Raw genomic sequence first — 18,387 nt, forward strand, 5'->3', positions numbered from 1 at the left:
GGCGGGAAACTTAACGCGTTTGCTTCGGCACGGCCCGGGTCGATACAGGCCACACCTAGTTTCCATCGTTTACCGCTAGGACTACTGGGGTATCTAATCCCATTCGCTCCCCTAGCTTTCGTCCCTCAGTGTCAGTTATAGCCCAGCAGAGCGCCTTCGCCACCGGTGTTCTTCCTGATCTCTACGCATTTCACCGCTACACCAGGAATTCCCTCTGCCCCTACTACACTCTAGTCTTCCAGTTTCCACTGCCTTTACGAGGTTAAGCCTCGCTCTTTAACAGCAGACTTGGATGACTACCTACGGACTCTTTACGCCCAATCATTCCGGATAACGCTTGCATCCCCCGTATTACCGCGGCTGCTGGCACGGAGTTAGCCGATGCTTTTTCCTCAGGTACCGTCATTGTGTTCTTCCCTGAGAAAAGGGGTTGACAATCCAAGAACCTTCCTCCCCCACGCGGTCTTGCTCCGTCAGGCTTTCGCCCATTGCGGAAAATTCCCCACTGCTGCCTCCCGTAGGAGTCTGGGCCGTGTCTCAGTCCCAGTGTGGCTGATCATCCTCTCAGACCAGCTACTGATCGTCGCCTTGGTGGGCTCTTACCTCACCAACTAGCTAATCAGACGCAAGCCCCTCTCTAGGCGATTAATCTTTTACCTTTCGGCTCATCCGGGTTTAGCAGTCGTTTCCAACTGTTGTCCCCGTCCTAGAGGCAGGTTCTTACGTGTTACTCACCCGTCCGCCACTAAATCCCGAAGGATTCCGTTCGACTTGCATGTGTTAAGCAGACCGCCAGCGTTCATCCTGAGCCAGGATCAAACTCTCCGTTTTGAAGAATCTGTTAGCTCTTCTGTTGACTAATTTAATTAGTCATGTTATTTTTGAGTCATCAACTTTACAGTTGACTCCTCGTTTAGTTTTTTGACTAGGAGTTTGTAAATTCGACTTTCAAACGTATTCTTTTTTCTAGGTTCGGTGCGCTCTCGTCGCTTTCGTTTCTCGAGCGCATTTACTAATTTATCTAATCTGCTCTGGTTTGTCAAGCTTTTTTTTGAGATTTTTTTGTTTTTTTTTGAAATCCTTGTATCATCAGGCTTTCAGACGATTGCTTCTTTCAATATTTATATGGAAAGGATGGAAATTTTTTTGAGACTGGTTTTGGCAGTTGACTTTTATAAGAAATGGTAGGGAGGTAGAGCATCCCCAAGGCTTAACTGCCAATGGTGGGACTGGCTTTGCCATTGGTTGAATTGGTCTTGCAGTTGGAGGGTTTGGGTTTGGTCAATCAATATATAGATGCGTTCTCGGTTGGGTTGGCTGTCGGCGAAACGGTTTTCTGGATAGGTTTGGCTAATGGTGCCAACTAGCTCTTGCCATTCTTGAGCTTGTTGCTGTTGATATTCCAGTTGACGCTGATGGAATTGTTTTTTGCCTAAGAAGTAGTCTCGCCCTCTCTGGGGGGACGAGTTTATGGGGTTGGGTTGAGTAAGAACTGGGGTGGGTTCGAGAGGAATTCCCTGTAAACAATACTCGGTCTTATGTTGGAATTGCTCTAGTTTTTGCAAGTAGTCCTGTTGATGTAGGGCTAAATGCTCGGAAAGTGCTATGTCAGAAGGAAAACAAATGCCAAAGCGTAGCGGTAAGAGGGTGGTTTGTTCGAAAACGGAACGGATAATTTGATCATGAATTAAAATAGCTTGTATTAATTGTTCATCGGTATCTGGGAGGTCTTGAGCTTTTAAATCAGTTTCTACCAAGGCGGATAATCCTTGAAAATTGATAATTTCTAAACAACCTCTGATCCCAGAAGAAAGTTTAAGGGGTGATATGGGTGTTTTGAAAAAAGCATAAGTGTACATTTCAGTCACCAGTTATGAGTGTAAAAGTTTCATTTGAAAGCTAATGACTATAAATTAAGTCTTAACTGTTTCAGGACTTACGCACAAGACCAAAGAAACCGGGTTTCTGACCCTGATTTTACGGATAAAATCGGTGATTTATCGTTCAAAAACCCGGTTTCTGCGTAAGTCCGATGTTTAAGAATCATTGATGATTAGAAATGACTTAAAACTGATTTTTCACTGATGACTGATTGGGAATCCATTCAAAATCAAAGCTGAGTTGGGCAAATCCAGATTTCCAAGGAATAGATAGTGTTAAATTTTCATGGGAATTACCCCAATCTATTTTGACTCCTTTGATCCAACTTTTAAGTTCAGGAGTGGTTTCTAATAAATTAATGATTTGCATTTTTAAAAATTCTAGTGATTGAGGAAATCGACACCATTCATGGTCATCTGACTGGATAATCGAGTTAGAGATAAGGAGATTTATGTCAAATTTCAGAGGTTGGCTGCTGGCAATATCTACTTCCCAAGAATCGTTTAGAAATTCGGCATTTAAAACTGCTAATAATCTCAAGTGTCCGGTTTGCCAAACCAATCCAGGTTGCAGGACTTTGGCTTTAATTCCACTAATAAGTTGCATAATATTATAACTGCTTTTAACCATCTGCCATAGCAATCTTAGGGATAATTCTGTTAGTGGTATTTCAGGTTGAAGACGCATCAAACTGGAAGGAGATTGGGGACTGTAAATAATATCAACTAATTCATCTGCAATTTCAATTAAGTCGATTAAAGAGGAATGTTCGGCTTGAAGATCAAGATTTGAAATGGGTTCGGCAGAAAGGTTCAGATTATAGGATTGTTTTTGTTGTTTAAGCCAGTGTAAACCATGATTTTGGATTTGGTTTTGAATATAAGGTTCAATGATTCCTGGGTCAGTTAGTCGAATTTGTGTTTTGAATAAAGACGCCTGAGAAACGGAAGCTAGGATCGAATATTCAACATTTTGAATGGGTGTATGGATAAAAAGTTCTTCGTCTTTTTGGTCATTTTCTAGCGAATAATAAAAGGGACTGACTTCTGATGTTTCAGGGTCAGCAATAAATTGAAATCCCATTTTTATGTGGATTTGACTTGATTCCCATTGACTTTTTGGATAAATAATTTCAGTGTTGATGGGATCATTAAAAAAATTAATTTGATTAAAACTATCTTGAAGGTTATGGGTAATTTGTGTTAATAAAGATTGAACTTCTAAAGGATGTTGACATAGGGAACAGTCATTAGATTGAACATAGGCTTCAGTCGGAATCAAGGGAGGAGGAAAAAAACTGGTTGCCAGATCGATTGAACTCTCTAGATTTTCTGTTTTAATAATTAAACTGGCAACTAATCTTAATTTTCCAGGTGTCCAATCTTGATTAGGTAATAAAATTTCAGCATTAATTCCGGTTAAAAGTCGCATAAATTGATAGGAAGTCTGGGATAAATTCCATAATAATTGAGGAACTAATGTATTAAGAAATAAAATAACTGGGGGCTGGAGCAGGGGAGCAGGGGAAGTAAAATATTCCCCATTCGTAATTCGTAATTCGCAATTCGTAATTCCCCTATAAGCTGTTAATACTTCAGAAACTTCTTCTATAACATAAGGAATGAGGTTTTCAGGGGTTTGGGGTAAATTGCTTGGCCAGGCTCCATTAGGAGATCGCAAATGAGCAAGAATTTGAATCAATTCTTGCATGGCTTGGACTAAATTAGCGGGAATTTCAGGAGAGTTAGAGATAGAATTAAAGGAAACTAAATCAATAAATTTAATTAGGGTTTGATCGAGAAAATCATCTAGGTTTTGAGGTTGGGTTGTTGATGATTTTTCAATAGTATTTATTGTGATTTCTACGGAATCAATTGATTCTATTAATGGATTGTTATTCATAGGTCTTGCTCAAGATTAATAGATTTTACAAAGTGTAAGTCACCCTGGGGTTCGGAAGCGGTGAGAATTGCTAAACCTGTTTTTCCCCAAGAGGTTATGGCTTGAGGATGAACAGGGCCAAGATAATCTCCTAACAATTTTCCTTCTAAATTAAAGAAGGTATATTTTCCCTGTTTATCTACTATAACATATCCCCAGGAGGTAGCGCAAGCGATGGTGGGCGGAGAGTTTAAGGAGATGCGAATAATACTTAAGGGCTTTAGGTGTAAAAGAATAAGCTGAGGTTGATCATCGCATCCAATACCCAATACAGTATAGGGTTGAGGAGTGGGAATGATTTGTTTTAAAGGAATGAATAATTTAAGGTTGCCAATGGGGGTTCCTCGGCGGGTATAAACCCTGAGCAACGTGCAGTTTTTTTGTTTGAAGTTTAGCCAAACTCCGAGTAAATATCTACGGTCTAAAAATATAAGTTCTGGAATTTGAGGAACAGAAAGAGATAATTTTTTAATAAGTTTTAAAGCGGGAGAACCCTGTTTATCCGTAAGGGAATAAAATCGTAATTGTCCCGAAAAAGCTAAAGCCATATAATGACCCTTTGGTTCAATGGCAACTCTATATAATAAATCTTTATGTGAAGCTATATTTAAAGGATTTAAAGGATGGTTTTTTTCTGCTTTAACTTGATTAGAGTCTTGTGATTCTTGATCATAAGATGTATGAGATTGAATCGCACTTAAATTCAATAAGGATTTAGGATTGTCTTGAAAATTAGTCGCATAATAAATTTTATTTTTGGTCATCACACAACACCCATTTCTCATCATTTGCATGGCTAAAATCGGTTCTGGGAAATGAATTGGATTTTGAGCAATAACCTGAGTTTCTTCAGGAGGGGGAGAAGACCAAATTTTTAATGTTTGACCAAACGCTGTATAAAGATAGGGAAAATTAGTAATACAATTTAGGGGGAATTTGGAATTTCCAACGGAATATAATGGAATAGAATGATCAACTGATAAAGTTAGATTAGAAATCTGAGCTTTGGAGAATTGTTCGTCTTCGGGGGAATCAGGAAATTTCCCCAAAATAATAGAGTTAGCTAGACTTTGAATTTGAGGATTAACTATGGCTGTTTGCAATGCTTCTGCCATCTCTGCTGCGGTTTTATAGCGACGGGCTGGGAGTTTTTCTAAGGCTTTTTGAATGATTGTTTGTAGGGCTTCAGGAATCTCTGTAGACATCTCTAACCGCTGATTTAAGTGGGCTGACATCAACTCACCGGGTAACCCATGAAAGGGGCGATCGCCCACCAATAGTTCAAATAAGACAACCCCCACCGCATAAATATCTGATCGAGGAGAATAAATACCATAAAATCTTTCTGGAGCCATGTAAGCAGGAGATCCTCCAGTAAAAGTGGAGGGCTTTTCTGAAGAGGACAGTTTTCCAGCTATGGGAAGACGGCGAGCAATGCCAAAGTCTGATAATTTTGGATGCCACCCTTGGGATTTGAGGGTGAGTAGGATATTTTCAGGTTTAATATCACAGTGAATAATACCCCGTTGATGGGCGTAGTCTAAACCCTCTAAAACGCCGATGATCAAGTTTAATGCTTCTTGTAGACGTAGAGAATTCTGTTGTTCGACAAGATGACGAAGTGTTCCTCCTTCACAATATTCCATGACTAAATAGCGTCCGGTCTGGATGTGTTCAAGACCTAGACAAGCGGCGATATTAGGATGTTGTAAACTGATAATAAACCATAGTTCTTGTAAAAATTGGTGAGTAGGGGCGCTTTGATGACTCAGTTCTTTGAGAGCTACGAGTTTTCCAGTACGGCGATCGCTGGCACAGTAAACTTTACCAAACTGGCCTTGTCCTACTAACCCTAAAATTCGGTATCGAGAAGCCTGCATGGTGTGTTTTAGACCGCCTCGTTAATGCCCTATCCTATAGTATATGGGTATTACTGACAAATTAACCTTATCCAGTAACCAGGGGTGTTTATGTTTTCGACCGTTGAATCAGACTCTACAACACCAGTTACAGGGCCAGCCCCAACTAAAATCATTCAATCTCAAAATCAGTATCGCACTTGTCGGATCAAGGTGCCGGATTTGGAGCAACCTGTTCCTGCGGTTTGTGTTGATCAGGAATACTACAGTTTTTTTAAGGCGGTAGAGAATGCTGAGAAAACTTTAGAAATCGTTGCTAAACTGGGAAAGGTCGGAGACAGCACTGTCATTACTAAAACTCCAAAAGGTTATGCAATTTGGGTGCAAGAGCCTAATGCTCAACTTCATCGCTCTTAAGGCTTGAATTTGTTATGAAAATAACAGGGGAGATGAAAAACGAGCCTGTCTAATGATACTGAAACTGTTAATGTGCCACAATAATGGGACGTTAATGTCCCTGAAATTTTGAATCTAAATGCTAACTTGTGCAATCTACATTTGATTCTCTAATCTAAACAAATGGCTAAAATACTTCGACTAGAACCGATTGCGGAAGAAATGGCAGTTCAGACTAATTCTAATTTGCTTTCGGCATTGATGACCAAGGAACTTCATGTTCTGAAAGAATGCGGGGGGCGGGGAATGTGTGCCACCTGTCATGTTTTTATTAAGGATGGCATGGATGGTTTATCTAAAGTCAGCCGCCGTGAACAAAGAACCTTAGAAGTGATTACAACGGCTAAACCTAATTCCCGTTTGGCCTGTCAAGCTCATGTTCTTGGGGAGGGTATTGTTGTTGAATTACCCTCTGGGATGTATATTGATGCCATCGAAGATATAGAATCTTTAGTCGGGCGACGAGCAGAACAGGAACTTCTACATCCTATTACTGGGGAAGTGGTTGTGGAAACTGGAAAACTAATCACTCGATCAATTCTGAATCAATTGAAAGAAACTCGTTTACAAGTGGGCGAATATTTAGCTCGAACTCGGAATGCGAAAGATGAGTAATAAACAGTTATAGCAGGGAACAGGGAACAGGCTGCGTCGTGAGCCGTGAGCCAGTCGAACGGTCGAACGAGAACAGGGAACGCCGGATCTGGGAGGAAAAGACTTCACCGTCTAGCTTTGCTGCATCACTCTTTGTCCTAATAGGTCTGGCGACTGCTATATCAGTTATCAGTCAACAGTTATCAGTATAAGATATGTTTACTAATTTAGAACGTTTGAGTGTGGAAGTTGATGGTCGTTATGCAACACCGGAAGAACTGGATTTTTTAAAATCCTATTTTGGTACGTTTAAATATCGGATCAGTGCCTATCAAAAAATCAAAAATAATGAATCGCTTATCATGAATCAAATTCAAGAGAATTTGGAAAAAATGAACCCTGATATTTTCATGCAAGGTTCAGTTAATTTAAAATCAAAATGGCATTTAGATACAGTTAGAGTTTTACGGTATTCAGCCATGGCGTTATTGATCGATGATCCCGAATATTTGCAACAACGCCTATTAATTTGGTTTTCGACAATTTTACAAGCCTTTAAAGTTCAAGCTCTAACTGAATTAACACATCAAACCATGTCCGATGTAATTAAAGGTTATTTAACCTCGGAAGAAAATAATCTATTTTTACCTATAATTGAAATGAATTACAATACTTTATGCAAAAAAAGACCTTCATAAAATTCCTTTACTTTTAAGAGTTATAAACTTTTCCATTCGGTAATGTAGCTCCATGTAACTTTGCACCCTTAATTTCGGCATTGGCTAGAATTGCCCCCTTTAAAATTGCCCCTCTTAAATCAGCCCCGCTCAAATTAGCTCCCATTAAATTCGCATCGGCTAAGTTAGCATTACCCAGATGACTATTTCTTAAATCGGCATTAATTAGACAAGATTTACTCAAATTAGCAGAACTTAAATTACTGGCATTTAAGTTAGCATCCATTAATAAAGCTCCTTCCAAGTTGGCTTCACTTAAATATGCCCCCGCTAAATTAATTCCCGTTAATAATTTTTGTCTTAAATCAATTCCGCCTAAATCAGCCCCACTTAAATTAATTCCACTTAAATGAGACCCATTTAAACAGACATTCCTCAGATAAGTTTTGCTCAAATTGGCTTTACTCAGATTAGCACGAGTTAAGTTAGCTTCATTGAGATCGGCTTCTAATAAAGTTGCAGAATTAAGAAAAGCATCGGTTAAATCAGCGTGTCTTAAATTAGTTTTTAACATTTGGGCCTTGGTTAAATCAGCCCCGGTGCAATTAGCTCCACTTAAATTAGCTCGGACAATAATAGCTTGAGTCAAATCTGCACCGGATAAGTCTACATCTTTCAAATTAGCCTGGGTTAAATCCGTGTTTTTCAAGATCGCTTGATGGAGATTTGCCTTAATTAAATAGGCCTTAACCAGAGAGGATTGAGTCAAAATAGCTTCTAGGAGAATTGCGGAACTAAAATCAGCACCTTTGAGATTGCCATGATTCAGATCCGCCTCTTGCAAATTTGCCCAATTCAGGTGAGAGCCTTCGAGGTTAACCCGACTCAGGTTCGCTCCGGTTAGAATCGTGCCACTGAGACTGGCTCCACTGAGATTAGCCCCGGTTAAATTGGCTCCAGTCAAATTAGCCTTACTGAGATTAACTAGACTGAGATGGGCTTCGCTTAAGTCAGCATTACTTAAATCGACACCAATTAAATGCGGTCGATTTTGGGGTTCTCGAATATTAGCCAAACCCATAGTTGGTATGGTATTGGGTCGATAAGAATTGGTACTTAGAATCATACCTCGCAGACTTACGCCCTTAAAATCCCGTTCTCCATCTCCATATCGACTCAGCAGTTCAATCGCATCCATGGGTTAAACCTAATACGAATTATGAATTACGAATTAATATTCTCGTAATTTGTAACTCTTAATTTTTAATTCTTAATTAATTAATATTTCATGCCAGTGATTTCAGAATAGTGTCATGATCTTTCCCCTGATCTACTAAGGCTTCGACTGATTGTAAACGATTACTCAAACCGAGAATAAATTGGTTAGAATCTGCACCCATGGACTCACAGGTTGTTTGAACACAATGGAGGTCTCGTCCGGTTAATCGACTAAAAAAGGAGCTAAAAATTCCAGCTTCCAAAAAACAAACTGGTCGATTCCAGTCCTTAGCAACACTAGCAAAGGGGGAATTTTTGGTAATCAGGATCAAAAATCCCGTGTTAGTATATTGGGCATCCAAATCAAATGTTCCCCAACCATGGGTTTTCCAACATTGTTGTAAACATTGAATGAATTCGATCATTTCCATTTGCGCCACAGTTTTGTCATAATATTCGCTGATTTCTTCACAAAAACGGACATAAAAATTTTTTCCCCACCAGCGACCACAATTGAATAAGACTAAGCGGGTGGCTTGACCTGTTTCTTGTTCTAATCCAGTGTAAATTGCTTCAAGTAAGGTTGAGGGAAGACCTAGTAAACGACCCCCAAGACGATTTTCTAGTAAGCCCAATTCCAGATCCCCTTTCACATAAGCATCATAAGCAAAATAGTTGCCCGGAAGTTGAGGTTTAATTAGTAAATTGTTGATTTCAATCATGATTTAAACAGGTGATATTGACGGTTGATAGTTAACCGAATCGCGGTTGTGATGAACAGATATTTTTTTACCAGGGTTTCCATAAAAGTGCTAATCAGAATCAATTAACTCTTTTTTATTCAAGGTTTTAGCAAGTAACTTTTAACTTGTTCTAGGAATGGTTGGATAAAAACCATTGCCTTTGCCGAGAGTAATTCATTTAAACGGGTATTAAGCAATTGGTAGACTTGAGTATCAATTGCTTGGGTATTATGGGCTTGAACTATACCTGATAACCAATCAATCACTCGTCGCTGAAGGTATTCTGAATCATTTAATAACATCGCCATTGCACTATGGCGCAAAATCAGAATCCATTGTTGTAAAACCTGTTCTAAGCGTTCTTGTTTTTCCTGGGGAAATATAACTGAAATTTGATCGGCAACAGGCTGAAAAATCACCACTTCTCGATCACGAAGAAATTCATAAATTTTTAATCGTTGGGCTAAAGTTTCTGAATAGCTCTTGAAACCCAGCAATTCTTCGGTTTGAAGATAGCGATTTTCCGCTTTGACTAATAATTGATTTAATTCAGCTTGCATAGTAATCAGTAATCAGTAATCAGTAATCAGTGTAAGAATTGAGTAATGGGTAATGAGTAATGGGTAATGGGTTTAAGAATTGAGTAATGGGTAATGAGTAATGGGTAATGGGTTTAAGAATTGATTGTTTACCTATTGCCGATTACCTACTACCCATTGCCTGTTTCTTTACCCATTACCCATTACCTGTTAAAATAAACCCATTAAATCGTCGATGGTAACATCAAGTTGATCCGGGGTATTAGAAGCAGCAGCAGGTATAATCGGCATAACTCCGACCTGGGGAACTCCTTCCCAATCAATCCGTTGAAAAAAATCAGCGACGGATAGGGTTAAATTTGACTGTGATGAAGTAGTCGGATGACTCTTTTCTACCCTCGCGGGTGTACCTAACCAGTTAAGATTACTGAAAAAGTCTTGAACAGATTCACTGAGCCAAACCGGGGGATTGTTCATCGCAACACCACTCCATCCTGTAATTTTCGCTGAATATCCCTGGCGGTGGCCCCTTCATTCAGCCAAAAACCCGCAGCATCGATCCGATCTGGGTTTCCCAAAAGAAACTTACAATAGGTTTCTCCCATGGAATAACATTGCAGTTCTATACAACTTAGGCTTTTTTTAACTAAATTGCTAAAAAATCCAGCAAATAATCCAGCATAGATATGACAAACGGGTTTGCCCACATCGCCTAACGTCCGGGCAACGGCTGAGTCAAATAGGTTAATAAAGATACAGCCATGTTTGCGATCGCTCATGTCCACTTCCCAGCGTCCCCAACCTTGGGCAGTAAAAGGCCACCACCAAGTTTCTAAGAGAAACATCAGGTTAGACTGTCGAATACTTTGGCCATATTCGGCCTCATACCACTGCTGGAAAAAGATAGCATCCTTAACGCCCCATTCTTTGCCAATGGTATACATGATTACCGAGGAGGCGCTACCGACTTCTTCCTCTAATCCTTCGACCAAACCGATGATAAAATCTTCACTGGTAAAGATATTTCGCATTTGATTCCAGTCTGTGACCGTACCCATAGACGGATCAAAGCTGAAAAAATCTTGAAATCGATAATGATTATGGGCTTTAGGATTACTTATTTTGAGTTTGGATTGATGCTCAACAGGATGTTGAGGGGCGGCGCTTGAAGCCATTAGCTGCATACTCCTTTTTAATCGACAGGGTTTAAAACTGGGGTCAAATTTCTCAACCTAGGACTGACAAATACTAGGAAACAGGGAACACCGGATCTGGGAATAGGGGGAAAAGACTTCATCTTTTGCCTCTTACCTCTTGCCCCTTTCTTCGGTCAATTCAAGTTATAGGGGATTAATTCTCCTGGCGGCGGTTCTGAGTCAATTTGATTAATGCACCTGTTGTATCTAATTTAACTCGATTCTTTGCCATGAAGCACTACATTTTTTGAAACTCACTGACAGATAGGGAAATCAACACCACTTTTGAGGGGAGTGGGTATCAGATTTTGGAATTGATTTTTGTTTAAGTCGCCTTATGTTCAAAAATTAAATCAAGAGGAAGTTGGCGATCGCTCACCCACTTCCTCTGAGCAATTAAACGTTGACATCCACCCCGCCGTAAACGGACGGGGATTCCTCACCACGCCACCTTTTTAGGATGGTCGCTGAATGGGGATAAGGTAGATTGCTATCAAGATATTGTAGTTGATACTCCCCAGGGCTGAAGCCACGGGGATTCTTGAATGAATCCGAAAACTCTCAAAGGCGCTATCAAATCACCTCTACACGCTCAAAACAACTACCCTTATAAAAGATATTGCAATTGCGCTTACTTTTAAATTGTGTTTGTTTTCATAGACCATCACAACGCCAGATAGGTACGCTTCACACTCTGCCATTACTTGTCAGTTATACAGGCTTACTACTCCTCAAGGAGTGTGGTGGCTCACTGTGCCGGGATTTCTCCGATACTAGAGTGTTTCAACACGCAGATGGTTGTTTTACTTACGATCTATTCTAACTCAACTTTTCAATCAGTTAGATCAGGAAATATTGAAGGCGGTTGAAACCGCAGCCACTTTCCTCCCCATGTCTAAAGCCAGGGGCTTCTCGCTCGTTTTTTGGTGAGCATCCCCAAAACTACTTGATCAGAACTGTCAATATCTTGCGATCGCGGTTGACAAGCCAATCCCAAAGCAAACAAACCAAAGCCAGCTACCCGACCTACCACAGTCCCGATACCAGAAACCCCATCCCCTAACAACAACATAGCGACATCCGAAGGAGCGATGATTAGGGCTAAACCTGTGAGTATTTCGAGAGCAGATGCTAGACCGAGCAGCTTTTTGATCATGATTTTTCTTGCTGATTAACGACTTGCAATACCAGAGGTAATTTTCTCCATCACCTGATCAACCGTAAAACTGGCTGCTTTTTGACGTGGGGGAAACTCTTGGAAAGTGGCGATAAATTTGGCAACGATAGGCTGGGCTGCTAATACTAAAGGAATGTGATCAAACATCCAATCCCAATAGGTATTTGAGGTAATATCTGCACGCTCATAGGGATCGGTACGGAGATTGAACAGTTTTGGAACCCGCAACACAACAAAGGGTTCTGCCCAAATCTGGCAAGTACCTGTTACCCGTTGTTCCATGAAAACCGTCTTCCAGTGGTCATAGCGCAGTGCCATCAAGTTGCCATCATCACTGAAGTAGAAATATTCCAGTCGTGGGCTTTTTTCCACCTCGCCTTTTAGGTAAGGCACTAGGTTATAGCCATCCAGATGTACCTTGAAGGTTTTATTACCCGCCTGATAGCCTGTGAGTAGTTTTTCCTTAATATCTGGATCACCTGCCATCGCCACAAAAGTTGGCAACCAATCCATGTGACTGACAATTTCATTCGAGATACTACCCGGTTCAATCACACCAGGCCAGCGCACCAACTTTGGTACACGGAATGCGCCTTCCCAGTTAGTATTCTTTTCACTCCGAAAAGGGGTCATCCCCGCATCGGGCCAGGAATTCATGTGGGGGCCGTTATCGGTGCTATACATGACAAAAGTATTATCCGTGATCCCAAGGGCATCCAGATAATTGAGTAATTCCCCAACGCACTTGTCGTGGTCAATCATAACGTCGTGGTATTCCGACTGCCAGCGTCCCGACTGCCCTAAACTCCCAGGCTTGGCGTGGGTACGGAAGTGCATGTGGGTCGTATTAAACCACAGAAAGAAGGGAATACCTGCCTTTACCTGACGATCAATAAAATCCTTGGCTTTGGCCAGCACTTCATCATCAATGGTTTCCATCCGCTTCTTGGTCAGCGCACCCGTATCGACAATAGTTTGAGTCCCGTCTGGGTTGGCTTTACAGTCGAGGACACCGCGCGGGCCAAACATTTTCTTGTAATTAGGAAAATCTGCTGCGGGAGGATAGTCTCGTAATTCGGGTTCTTCTTCTGCGTTGAGGTGATAGAGATTACCAAAAAACTCATCAAAGCCGTGGTTGGTGGGCAGCATTTCGTCTTTGTCGCCCAGGTGGTTTTTACCAAATTGTCCGGTGGCGTAACCCAAGGGCTTCAGGAGTTCGGCAATAGTCGGATCTTCAGCACGCATTCCTAGATTAGCTCCAGGCATCCCGACTTTACTTAAGCCTGTGCGAAAAACACATTGACCCGTGATAAATGCCGATCTCCCTGCTGTACAACTCTGCTCGGCGTAGGAGTCGGTAAATAGCATCCCCTCTTTGGCAATCCGATCAATATTAGGGGTTTTATAGCCCATTAAACCGTGAGTATAACAACTGAGGTTAGATTGACCAATATCATCACCCCAAATGATGACAATATTTGGTTTTTTATCGGTCATTTTTAATTTCTCCTAAAAGTTTAAAAAAGGGGTATAGACACCTGCTATTTTACAGCAATCTTAATTATTATGGTAGTATTTTTAAAATAATGTTATACTAAATTTGCAATCTTAATATATTGACATATATCCATTATTCAATTAGCTAGGTTTAAAAATTCCTCTATTGTAATTATTTTTACTCCTTGAAATAAATTTAAAATAAGTAAGTCCTGATCGCCAGTGATAATATATTCTGCTTTTCCACTCAAAGCTAAAGACAATATTTTATCATCTTTGGGATCACGACACATTTTAATTATTTCTCTGACTTCTACAAATTCAACAGTTTTTTAGACAGAACCGCACTGACTAGAATATTGGTATCTAAAACTAAATATTGTCTAGGTTTCATTAATAATTGATTCTAAAATTTCTGGTGTTAAGCCTCTCGCCATTGCCCTCAATTAGTCTATCAACGGCCTCTGTTTTAACCAACCAAAAATTTGAGAGACCGTTAAATTAATATCAATTGATTCTAAAATGGGTAACTTTTCTGCTGAATCAATCTTATAATTCTTCAAAATTTGATTGGGTTGAAATACAAAAATTGATCGTTCATCTGGATCAATTAACCATCCCAATTTACAACCATATTCTAAACAATGCAGAATATTATCGATGACTTTTGTTGGTTTTTGATTGGGTGATAAAATCTCAATAGTCCAGTCAGGGAAAGAATCAAATTGATTAGCAATTTCTTCTTCTGGGGTTAGGGGTATTCTATTCCATAAAAAGACAGCAATATCAGGTACAATGGAACGCCCGCCAAAAGTACAACGGAGTTCCGGTAAAGCATAAGCGATTTTAGAAGGTTCTGCTATTTGGTTAATCGTTTCACAGAATTTATATTGTAGTTTACTATGTTGTCCTTGAGGCATTGGTTTTTGTCTGATTTTACCATCAATATATTCCCAGGCAGGAGATTCATCAATATAATATTGTTGAAGAAAAGATTCTAGACTTAAGGATTTAAGTTGGGTAGTAGTCATGGCAAATTTAAGGTATTATTTTACATTTTATAGCAATTTTAGGATATTATCGGATAGTCTGATTATATCAAACCGTCTGCCTCAGTACGGGAAAGCATGGATTAAAATTTTAAAATTCCAATCCATAAGCTAAACTTTTAATCAGTTTCAGTGGGTTTGTGTTTAAACTAGAAAGACCAAGCTAATCCTAAACGCATTCCTTGTGCAGTCATCTTAACCGTTGAGGTGCCAATATTCCCGGCTTGTTCTACTTTTAATTGATATAAACGATAGCCTGTAGATAAGGTTAAATCCCGCGATATTTGCCAATCCAAAGCTACTAATAAATCCCAATTGGCTAGGGCTTCACTTCCCCCTGTGATTGCGGTTCCGCCTCTGGTTTTAATTTTAAGATTATCGGCTAAATTGAGTGTAATTTGCGCTCCGAAGGAAGGATCAAACCAATCCGGTCGATAGTTGATTTTGGGGCCAGGATTAAAATCAAAATCCGTATCGAGATAACCAAAACGAGTCCCACCATAGACTTCAAAATCAAGGGAAGGATAGACACTATTCGGTTTTGAGGTATCTTTAACCGTAGTTAAGGGAAGGGTTCCTAAATGCCATGCAAGTAAGACTTCTGCGACTAATAATTGAGTATTAAAATCAATATCAATCTCTGAACCTTTGTTAGTTAAACCGATTTCAGTATATGACCCCTGAAAGATTAATCCAATATCCCCATTCCATGCTTCTAAACGGGTTCCTAACTGTAAAATTTTGGTAAAATTAAGATCGAGAAGTTTTCCTATACCCAAATTAAAATCAACTTGAATCGGAACTTGACCGTAGGGAACTCGATTTACTATTGTTTGTACTCCTTCTCGAATTTGAGTTTCTAAGCGTGCTGTTAGGTCTTGTCCCCGTTCTTTTAAACGGTCTCTTACTCCTTGAGCAATGCGGTCTTCTAACCGAGTATTACTGCGATCAAAAGGCAGACGTTCCAAGACTCGATTAACGGTTTGTTCAATTATATCTTTGGGTAATTGATTTAAGATTCTATTCGTTATTTCAGCCGTAATTAAGTCAACTAAAACCACTCGATTTACACTTGCACCTTCTCCGACAATGGCATAACCCTGAATATTAAAAGGCACAAATAACATCGGTTCAACTTTAAATCTCCATCGGGATTTCTGTTCAGATGCTTCAACATCTGGAGTAGAATTAGGTATATCTTCAGCTAAGAATTCATTGACAATATTATTGGGATTTTGGCTGAGTGTATTTCCCTCAATATTAGGTTGAGTTAGAATAGTTGTTTCTGGGGCGATCGCATAATTAATTATTCCCTGTTGGGAGAATTGCAAATCAGCAGCATTAATGCTAGGATTTAAGAAGGTTGAAGTTAGTTGAGAGAGTTTATAATCTTCAGCATTTTTTTCAGTTAATTGTTCTGATGGAGAAGGAGCGATCGCAATTTTTTCAACGGAAATCGGATTAATTTCAACCGAATATTTATCTACGGGAAAATGCAGATCAGAATTAATCAAAAACTGACCTTGATCTTCAGAAAAAGCTGAGGATACTGTCGGTTCAGAATCCAGATTAACAGCACTAGCCCAAGCGGGAGCAGCGACCAGAAATGTTAATATACTTAAACCAGAACTTAAAGTTGATTTCATTTGATAATTGTTATTTATTTGAACGAGTTTCCTAAATTTAGATTATATCAAAAATTTATGGATTTAACTATCACTCCAATAAAACTAACTAACCCAATTACAAGCAAAGCAATTCCGATAATTTCCGCACTGTAAGAGGTTTCGTATGTATAGCGATCACTTTCAATTCGTTGAAGTAACCGACGGTGTTCTCTTAACCCTAAAGCCATTCCTACCATTCCCGTACTAAGAAAAGACAGTCCAACGATAACAGAAAATCTTACGGGGTCAATCTTAGGATGAAGGTGGGTTTGTTCAATTGTTCTAACAATAGTTGGAATCCCAAAACCAAAACCAATCAACGAGAGAGAGGTGCGTATCCAAGCCATTAAAGTGCGATCGGCGGCGGCTCGACTGCGGTATTTAGCCATTTCGGTACGATCTGTGGCTAATTCATCATTAGAAAGATGTTTAGGAGGTTCTGAATTGACGGGTGGCTGATTCATAATTGTTTAGTTTTCCTGGGGTAATGTAGCTAATTTGCGCTTATTCCAAATGGAGTAAGGAATACCTAAAATAGCTCCCAAAATTAAATAAGCTATCAGTGTCGGAATCACTTGCTGTTGTACATTATTCAAAATAGCAATAAATAGGGCTAAACCGACATTACGAGCAATACAGGAAATCGCTAGAATTGAACGATTATGATCATCTGGCCCCCCTAAAGTGTGTCCAATACCTAGAGATGTAATTACCATAATAGCGATCGCAATCATCGGTAATCCCCAAACTTTCAACAATAAAGGGAATCCCAATACACATAGTAATATGGCTAATACAAAAAACAAACCATTCGACATAAAAGTTAAAAATTTAGCGATAGCATCTACATATTTAGCCCCATATTTTTGTAATAAAAGACCAATAGTAACAGGTAAAAATTGCGCCACTGTTACTTGTTTAGCGACTTCTAAAATTGTTGTTCTTTCTGGAATTTCTTTAAATAAAATAGCGAAAATAGCTAAGGTTATAGGAGTAATGAAGACCGCCAGTAAAGCTAGGGTTAGCTGAAGACTCGCTGAGTAGGGAAATCTGGCTCCAGCCATTTGGGCTCGCATTGTGGTTAGAGGTGCGCCAGGAGATGCTGCTAACAGGACTAATCCTATTATTACTCCCGGCGGTAAATTAAACAGTTTGATCAGGATAATAACAACTAGGGGAACCAAGACAACAACGGCTAGAAGCGCACGGAATAGTAAAGCAGGTTTGCGCCAAAAGGAGAGCATTTTCTCAAAAGAAAGATTGAGTCCGATGGCTAACATCAGAGCAAAAATCGTGACTTTGACGAAAATCAGTAATAAAGGATATTGCATAACTTTAAAAGCTTACTTTTTGTGATGATTTGTGGCTATAAAAGATGCGCGATCGCAATTTAACAAAAACTTAACTAAAAATCCTGTCCCCTCCCCTTACCAAGAGGAGGGTTAGGGTAGGGTTTTATTATGTTTTAGAAGCAGAAACAGTAGTTTCTTTTTCGGAATTTGATCCCTGAGTTCCTAACTGAATTAACTCAATTTTATAACCATCGGGATCTTCCACAAACGCAATTACAGTGTTTCCATGTTTCATTGGGCCGGGTTCACGGGTAATTTTACCCCCGGCGGCTCTAATTTGTTCACAAGTGGCGTAAATATCATCAACACCGAGGGCTATATGACCATAACCTGTACCAATTTCATATTGTTCGACGCCCCAGTTATAGGTTAACTCAATCACGCTATGATCGGATTCATCACCATAACCGACAAAGGCTAAGGTAAATTCACCCCCTGGATAGTCTTTCTGGCGCAGTAGTTTCATTCCTAAAATATCACAGTAAAATTTTAAGGAATGGTCTAGGTTTCCCACCCGTAACATTGTGTGAAGTAGTCTCAT

General features: G+C 39.7%; 19 protein-coding genes, 1 rRNA gene and 1 pseudogene (1 of these 21 cut by a window edge). 4 read left to right on the top strand and 17 right to left on the bottom strand.

The window, feature by feature from the left end:
• The 4 genes from NMG86_RS03890 to NMG86_RS03905 all read right to left on the bottom strand — a co-directional run.
• Positions 1–831, bottom strand: a 16S ribosomal RNA gene (locus NMG86_RS03890) (it extends 660 nt beyond the left edge of the window).
• Between the two features lie 341 nt (positions 832–1,172).
• The gene (locus tag NMG86_RS03895; protein WP_036832386.1) at positions 1,173–1,859 is read right to left on the bottom strand and encodes a GvpL/GvpF family gas vesicle protein; all 687 of its coding nucleotides are present in this window, start codon (positions 1,857–1,859) and stop codon (positions 1,173–1,175) included.
• Between the two features lie 205 nt (positions 1,860–2,064).
• Positions 2,065–3,783 carry a hypothetical protein gene (locus NMG86_RS03900; protein ID WP_026797055.1) on the bottom strand — a complete coding sequence of 573 codons (1,719 nt, stop codon included), beginning with the start codon at positions 3,781–3,783 and terminating at the stop codon, positions 2,065–2,067.
• On the bottom strand, positions 3,780–5,702 hold the full coding sequence (locus tag NMG86_RS03905) for a serine/threonine protein kinase (RefSeq protein ID WP_026797056.1): 1,923 nt from the start codon (positions 5,700–5,702) through the stop codon (positions 3,780–3,782). The genes NMG86_RS03900 and NMG86_RS03905 overlap by 4 nt, the downstream gene beginning before the upstream one ends.
• Positions 5,703–5,792: 90 nt before the next feature.
• Between NMG86_RS03905 and NMG86_RS03910 the strand changes: the two genes are divergently transcribed.
• The 3 genes from NMG86_RS03910 to NMG86_RS03920 all read left to right on the top strand — a co-directional run bounded on the left by NMG86_RS03910 (position 5,793) and on the right by NMG86_RS03920 (position 7,429).
• The gene (locus tag NMG86_RS03910; protein WP_026788752.1) at positions 5,793–6,098 is read left to right on the top strand and encodes a hypothetical protein; all 306 of its coding nucleotides are present in this window, start codon (positions 5,793–5,795) and stop codon (positions 6,096–6,098) included.
• A gap of 162 nt (positions 6,099–6,260) precedes the next feature.
• Positions 6,261–6,752: a 2Fe-2S iron-sulfur cluster-binding protein gene (locus NMG86_RS03915; RefSeq protein WP_026788753.1), complete on the top strand. Its 492-nt coding sequence runs from the start codon at positions 6,261–6,263 to the stop codon at positions 6,750–6,752.
• Between the two features lie 194 nt (positions 6,753–6,946).
• Positions 6,947–7,429 carry a bilin-binding protein gene (locus NMG86_RS03920; RefSeq protein ID WP_026788754.1) on the top strand — a complete coding sequence of 161 codons (483 nt, stop codon included), beginning with the start codon at positions 6,947–6,949 and terminating at the stop codon, positions 7,427–7,429.
• 13 nt (positions 7,430–7,442) lie between these two features.
• On the opposite strand, the gene NMG86_RS03925 is transcribed toward NMG86_RS03920, so the two are convergent.
• The 5 genes from NMG86_RS03925 to NMG86_RS03945 all read right to left on the bottom strand — a co-directional run bounded on the left by NMG86_RS03925 (position 7,443) and on the right by NMG86_RS03945 (position 11,083).
• Positions 7,443–8,606, bottom strand: a complete 1,164-nt coding sequence (locus NMG86_RS03925; protein ID WP_026797057.1) for a pentapeptide repeat-containing protein — start codon at positions 8,604–8,606, stop codon at positions 7,443–7,445.
• A gap of 88 nt (positions 8,607–8,694) precedes the next feature.
• On the bottom strand, positions 8,695–9,348 hold the full coding sequence (locus NMG86_RS03930) for a V4R domain-containing protein (RefSeq protein ID WP_026788756.1): 654 nt from the start codon (positions 9,346–9,348) through the stop codon (positions 8,695–8,697).
• A gap of 119 nt (positions 9,349–9,467) precedes the next feature.
• A complete protein-coding gene (locus NMG86_RS03935) occupies positions 9,468–9,929 on the bottom strand; it encodes a bilin-binding protein (RefSeq protein ID WP_026794598.1) in 462 nt (153 codons plus the stop codon).
• A gap of 189 nt (positions 9,930–10,118) precedes the next feature.
• On the bottom strand, positions 10,119–10,385 hold the full coding sequence (locus tag NMG86_RS03940; RefSeq protein ID WP_026797058.1) for a hypothetical protein: 267 nt from the start codon (positions 10,383–10,385) through the stop codon (positions 10,119–10,121).
• Entirely contained in the window at positions 10,382–11,083 is a 702-nt protein-coding gene (locus tag NMG86_RS03945; RefSeq protein WP_026788759.1) for a V4R domain-containing protein, read from the bottom strand. The genes NMG86_RS03940 and NMG86_RS03945 overlap by 4 nt, the downstream gene beginning before the upstream one ends.
• 342 nt (positions 11,084–11,425) lie before the next feature.
• Here NMG86_RS03945 and NMG86_RS03950 point away from each other — a divergent pair, with 342 nt between their 5' ends.
• Positions 11,426–11,563, top strand: coding sequence for a hypothetical protein (locus NMG86_RS03950; RefSeq protein WP_158442140.1), 138 nt, complete (start codon positions 11,426–11,428; stop codon positions 11,561–11,563).
• Positions 11,564–11,999: 436 nt separating this feature from the next.
• Here the strand turns inward: NMG86_RS03950 and NMG86_RS03955 are convergent, their stop codons facing one another.
• The 8 genes and pseudogenes from NMG86_RS03955 to gloA form a co-directional block, all read right to left on the bottom strand.
• Positions 12,000–12,260: a hypothetical protein gene (locus NMG86_RS03955; protein ID WP_043938854.1), complete on the bottom strand. Its 261-nt coding sequence runs from the start codon at positions 12,258–12,260 to the stop codon at positions 12,000–12,002.
• Between the two features lie 15 nt (positions 12,261–12,275).
• Positions 12,276–13,778 carry an arylsulfatase gene (locus NMG86_RS03960; protein ID WP_026797059.1) on the bottom strand — a complete coding sequence of 501 codons (1,503 nt, stop codon included), beginning with the start codon at positions 13,776–13,778 and terminating at the stop codon, positions 12,276–12,278.
• 137 nt (positions 13,779–13,915) lie between these two features.
• Positions 13,916–14,095: pseudogene (locus tag NMG86_RS03965) on the bottom strand (putative toxin-antitoxin system toxin component, PIN family); the annotation flags it as partial.
• Between the two features lie 129 nt (positions 14,096–14,224).
• On the bottom strand, positions 14,225–14,809 hold the full coding sequence (locus NMG86_RS03970; RefSeq protein ID WP_026788763.1) for a Uma2 family endonuclease: 585 nt from the start codon (positions 14,807–14,809) through the stop codon (positions 14,225–14,227).
• Positions 14,810–14,976: 167 nt separating this feature from the next.
• Positions 14,977–16,473: a hypothetical protein gene (locus NMG86_RS03975; RefSeq protein ID WP_026797060.1), complete on the bottom strand. Its 1,497-nt coding sequence runs from the start codon at positions 16,471–16,473 to the stop codon at positions 14,977–14,979.
• A gap of 47 nt (positions 16,474–16,520) precedes the next feature.
• Complete coding sequence (locus NMG86_RS03980; RefSeq protein ID WP_026797061.1) at positions 16,521–16,958, bottom strand: YidH family protein; 438 nt, start codon at positions 16,956–16,958, stop codon at positions 16,521–16,523.
• 6 nt (positions 16,959–16,964) lie between these two features.
• Positions 16,965–17,825 (bottom strand): bile acid:sodium symporter family protein, encoded by an 861-nt coding sequence (locus NMG86_RS03985; protein WP_026797062.1) that lies wholly within the window; start codon positions 17,823–17,825, stop codon positions 16,965–16,967.
• Positions 17,826–17,952: 127 nt separating this feature from the next.
• Positions 17,953–18,387, bottom strand: a complete 435-nt coding sequence (gene gloA / locus NMG86_RS03990) for a lactoylglutathione lyase (protein WP_026788770.1) — start codon at positions 18,385–18,387, stop codon at positions 17,953–17,955.

The sequence above is a fragment of the Planktothrix rubescens CCAP 1459/22 genome, from assembly GCA_904830895.1.
Classification (GTDB): Bacteria; Cyanobacteriota; Cyanobacteriia; order Cyanobacteriales; family Microcoleaceae; genus Planktothrix; species Planktothrix agardhii.

What these genes read in the sequence shown, in the direction of transcription:
- NMG86_RS03895 (WP_036832386.1), bottom strand. Translation starts at nt 1,859, where the DNA reads ATGTACACTTATGCTTTTTTCAAAACACCCATATCACCCCTTAAACTT.
- NMG86_RS03900 (WP_026797055.1), bottom strand. Translation starts at nt 3,783, where the DNA reads ATGAATAACAATCCATTAATAGAATCAATTGATTCCGTAGAAATCACA.
- NMG86_RS03905 (WP_026797056.1), bottom strand. Translation starts at nt 5,702, where the DNA reads ATGCAGGCTTCTCGATACCGAATTTTAGGGTTAGTAGGACAAGGCCAG.
- NMG86_RS03910 (WP_026788752.1), top strand. Translation starts at nt 5,793, where the DNA reads ATGTTTTCGACCGTTGAATCAGACTCTACAACACCAGTTACAGGGCCA.
- NMG86_RS03915 (WP_026788753.1), top strand. Translation starts at nt 6,261, where the DNA reads ATGGCTAAAATACTTCGACTAGAACCGATTGCGGAAGAAATGGCAGTT.
- NMG86_RS03920 (WP_026788754.1), top strand. Translation starts at nt 6,947, where the DNA reads ATGTTTACTAATTTAGAACGTTTGAGTGTGGAAGTTGATGGTCGTTAT.
- NMG86_RS03925 (WP_026797057.1), bottom strand. Translation starts at nt 8,606, where the DNA reads ATGGATGCGATTGAACTGCTGAGTCGATATGGAGATGGAGAACGGGAT.
- NMG86_RS03930 (WP_026788756.1), bottom strand. Translation starts at nt 9,348, where the DNA reads ATGATTGAAATCAACAATTTACTAATTAAACCTCAACTTCCGGGCAAC.
- NMG86_RS03935 (WP_026794598.1), bottom strand. Translation starts at nt 9,929, where the DNA reads ATGCAAGCTGAATTAAATCAATTATTAGTCAAAGCGGAAAATCGCTAT.
- NMG86_RS03940 (WP_026797058.1), bottom strand. Translation starts at nt 10,385, where the DNA reads ATGAACAATCCCCCGGTTTGGCTCAGTGAATCTGTTCAAGACTTTTTC.
- NMG86_RS03945 (WP_026788759.1), bottom strand. Translation starts at nt 11,083, where the DNA reads ATGGCTTCAAGCGCCGCCCCTCAACATCCTGTTGAGCATCAATCCAAA.
- NMG86_RS03955 (WP_043938854.1), bottom strand. Translation starts at nt 12,260, where the DNA reads ATGATCAAAAAGCTGCTCGGTCTAGCATCTGCTCTCGAAATACTCACA.
- NMG86_RS03960 (WP_026797059.1), bottom strand. Translation starts at nt 13,778, where the DNA reads ATGACCGATAAAAAACCAAATATTGTCATCATTTGGGGTGATGATATT.
- NMG86_RS03970 (WP_026788763.1), bottom strand. Translation starts at nt 14,809, where the DNA reads ATGACTACTACCCAACTTAAATCCTTAAGTCTAGAATCTTTTCTTCAA.
- NMG86_RS03975 (WP_026797060.1), bottom strand. Translation starts at nt 16,473, where the DNA reads ATGAAATCAACTTTAAGTTCTGGTTTAAGTATATTAACATTTCTGGTC.
- NMG86_RS03980 (WP_026797061.1), bottom strand. Translation starts at nt 16,958, where the DNA reads ATGAATCAGCCACCCGTCAATTCAGAACCTCCTAAACATCTTTCTAAT.
- NMG86_RS03985 (WP_026797062.1), bottom strand. Translation starts at nt 17,825, where the DNA reads ATGCAATATCCTTTATTACTGATTTTCGTCAAAGTCACGATTTTTGCT.
- gloA (WP_026788770.1), bottom strand. Translation starts at nt 18,387, where the DNA reads ATGAGACTACTTCACACAATGTTACGGGTGGGAAACCTAGACCATTCC.